1 protein-coding gene is annotated in these 365 nt (G+C 59.5%); it reads right to left on the bottom strand.

Going from position 1 to position 365, the window contains the following annotated elements; all coding sequences use genetic code 11:
* Positions 1-306: hypothetical protein (locus AC1D0P_RS32220; RefSeq protein WP_477680439.1), on the bottom strand; the 306-nt coding region annotated here is incomplete at its 3' end.
* Between the last annotated feature and the right edge of the window lie 59 nt (positions 307-365).

Genomic DNA, 365 nt, shown 5'->3' with positions numbered 1-365 from the left:
CGCCTGCATATAGTCGATCCGCGATCCCCAGCCATGAATGACGAGAAGGCGCCTGCCGTCCGGCACCCCGAGCGGCGGGAACCGGTGCGCGGCGACATGGCCGTTCGGCACAGCCAGCATCAACCGCTCCGCCTGCCGCATCTGGGGCTGCGACATGTCGAACAGGCGTTTGACCTTGTGATTGGCGGGCGCAGGATTGCCTGTCGCACAGAATAGCCGGAATGCCGCCTGACCCGCCATTCGCGGCGCGACCAGCCCGGCGAGATTGATGGCTTGCCCTGTCAGCTTGGCGATATATGATGACATGATGATAGCAGCCTGATAGGTTCAATGCTGAACAATAAAGTACAACAATGAACAAAAAT

This window comes from Polaromonas sp. P1_G2 (genome assembly GCF_056405515.1).
Note: the sequence above shows the minus strand (reverse complement) of the source record. Positions and strands in the feature narration are given on the sequence as shown.